This is a genomic window from Pseudomonas agronomica (assembly GCF_025917275.1).
In the GTDB taxonomy this organism is placed as follows: Bacteria; Pseudomonadota; Gammaproteobacteria; order Pseudomonadales; family Pseudomonadaceae; genus Aquipseudomonas; species Aquipseudomonas agronomica.
On sequence record NZ_JAOSHO010000745.1, the window covers coordinates 1 to 1,852 of the forward strand.

General features: G+C 60.9%; 2 protein-coding genes. One reads left to right on the forward strand and one right to left on the reverse strand.

Translation table 11 applies throughout. The annotated features are described in order from the left end of the window. Positions 1 to 36: 36 nt before the first annotated feature. On the reverse strand, positions 37 to 1,365 hold the full coding sequence (gene miaB, locus OC610_RS26775) for a tRNA (N6-isopentenyl adenosine(37)-C2)-methylthiotransferase MiaB (protein ID WP_030140358.1): 1,329 nt from the start codon (positions 1,363 to 1,365) through the stop codon (positions 37 to 39). A 133-nt stretch (positions 1,366 to 1,498) separates the two neighbouring features. On the opposite strand from miaB, the gene OC610_RS26780 reads away from it, so the two are divergent. Then, positions 1,499 to 1,828, forward strand: coding sequence for a DUF1820 family protein (locus OC610_RS26780; RefSeq protein WP_003185742.1), 330 nt, complete (start codon positions 1,499 to 1,501; stop codon positions 1,826 to 1,828). Positions 1,829 to 1,852: the final 24 nt, after the last annotated feature.

Sequence of the window (1,852 nt, forward strand, 5' to 3'; positions counted from 1 at the left end):
TCGCGAGCAGGCTCGCTCCCACAGGGGATTGTGTTGTTACTGGACCAGCGAACCGCGCAGCGAGTGCGGTTGCGCGGCGTCGATGTGCACGTCGGCGAACTGGCCGATCAAGGCCGGCGTGTCGCAACGGAAGTTGACGATGCGGTTGTTCTCGGTGCGGCCCTGCAATTCACCCGGGTCTTTTTTCGAGTAATCGGTGACCAGGATCCGCTGGACCGAACCGACCATTTGTCGGCTGATCTCGAAACCCTGTTGGTTCAGGCGGTGCTGCAAGGCGTTGAGTCGTTCCTTTTTGACTTCTTCCGGGGTTTCGTCCGCAAGGTCGGCCGCCGGGGTGCCAGGGCGCTGGCTGTAGACGAAGGAATAGGAGAAGTCGAAGCCCACGTCTTCGATCAGCTTCATGGTCTGCTGGAAGTCTTTCTCGGTTTCGCCAGGGAAGCCGACGATGAAGTCCGAACTGATGCAGATGCCCGGCACGGCGGCGCGCAGCTTGCGCAGTTTGGATTTGTATTCCAGCGCCGTGTGGTTGCGTTTCATGGCGGCGAGGATCCGGTCGGAGCCCGATTGCACCGGCAGGTGCAGGTGCTTGACCAGCTCTGGGACTTCGGCGTGGGCCTGGATCAGGCTGTCGGAGAATTCCAGCGGATGGGACGTGGTGTAGCGGATGCGGTCGATACCGTCCACCGCCGCGACGACGCGGATCAGCTCGGCAAGATCCGCCAGGCGCCCGTCGTGGGTCAGGCCGCGATAGCCGTTGACGTTCTGCCCCAACAGCGTCACTTCGCGCACGCCGTTTTCCGCCAGGTGGATGATTTCGGCGATCACGTCGTCGAATGGCCGGCTGACTTCTTCGCCGCGGGTATAGGGCACTACGCAGAACGTGCAGTACTTGCTGCAGCCTTCCATCACCGAGACATAGGCGCTTGGGCCGTCGATACGCGGCTCGGGCAGGTGGTCGAACTTTTCGATTTCGGGGAACGAAACGTCGACTTGCGGCAACTTGGTCACGCGCGCGGCGTCGATCATTTCCGGCAGGCGGTGCAAGGTCTGCGGGCCGAAGACCACGTCCACGTAAGGTGCGCGATCGCGAATCGCCGCGCCTTCCTGGCTGGCCACGCAACCGCCCACCGCGATGACCATCTCCGGGTTGGCCAGCTTCAGTTCACGCCAGCGACCCAGTTGGGAGTACACCCGGTCCTGGGCGCGCTCGCGGATCGAGCAGGTGTTGAGCAGGATCACGTCCGCGTCTTCGGCGCGGGCGGTGACTTCCAGGGCCTGGTGTTCACCCAGCAGATCGACCATGCGCGAGCTGTCGTACTCGTTCATCTGGCAACCGTGGGTTTCGATGTAAAGCTTCTTGGCCATGGACGGGTTCATCACGTGATTCAAAGAACCGCGCATTATAGGGAACAAGTCCCCCGGTTCCTACCGCTGCGCGAGCAGTGGCTATGCTATAGTTCGCGCCCTCATTTTTACCCGCCGATGTGTTTCGCCTGCCATGACCAAACGTGAAGCTCCAATCTACAAGGTGATTTTCCTCAACCAGGGCCAGGTGTTCGAGATGTACGCCAAGCAGATCTATCAAAGTGATCTGTGGGGCTTCCTGGAAGTCGAGGAATTCGTCTTTGGCGAGCGCACGCAAGTGGTCGTCGACCCGAGCGAAGAAAAGCTCAAGGCGCAGTTCGAAGGGGTGGTGCGCAGCTTCGTGCCCATGCATTCGATCGTGCGCATCGATGAGGTTGAACGCCTCGGCACGCCGAAAATCAGCGAAGCCCGCGGCGCGGTCGGCAATGTGATGCCGTTTCCGATGCCGATGCCTGAGAAGTAAAAAATATTTGTTGCTGCGCCGGGC